Origin of the sequence: Massilia sp. CT11-108 (assembly GCF_047302915.1) — a bacterium.
In the GTDB taxonomy this organism is placed as follows: domain Bacteria; phylum Pseudomonadota; class Gammaproteobacteria; order Burkholderiales; family Burkholderiaceae_D; genus Telluria; species Telluria orientalis.
This window is the reverse complement of the sequence record NZ_JBKYMO010001332.1, coordinates 1-370: the sequence shown is the minus strand read 5'-3', so window position 1 is coordinate 370 and position 370 is coordinate 1. Positions and strand designations below refer to the sequence as shown.

Annotated in this window: 1 protein-coding gene; it reads left to right on the top strand. The window is 70.8% G+C overall.

Translation table 11 applies throughout. The annotated features are described in order from the left end of the window. Nucleotides 1–370: SulP family inorganic anion transporter (locus ACEN88_RS34660; RefSeq protein ID WP_413346937.1), on the top strand; the 370-nt coding region annotated here is incomplete at both ends.

The following is a 370-nucleotide window of genomic DNA, read 5'->3' as shown; positions in this document are numbered from 1 at the left end:
TCTCGCACCGATGGTGCTCGTCCTGGGCGGCATCGCACTCGTGGCATCGATGCGCCTCGACCGCATGGGCGTGCAGGTGATCGGCGCCGTGCCGGCCGGGCTGCCGGGCCTGAGCCTGGCGACGTCCGCCGCGCATTGGCAGGCGTTGCTGAAACCGTCCCTCCTGATCGGCTTCATGAGCTTCCTGATCGCGATGTCGGGTGCGCAGACGCTCGCGCTGAAGCGCGCGGAAAAACTGCACACGAACCGCGAACTCGTGGGGCTGGGCCTGGCCAACGTCGGCAGCGCGCTGTCCGGCGGCTTTCCCGTGACCGGCAGCCTGTCGCGCTCCGCCGTGAACTTCGCGGCCGGCGCGCGGACCCAGCTGGCG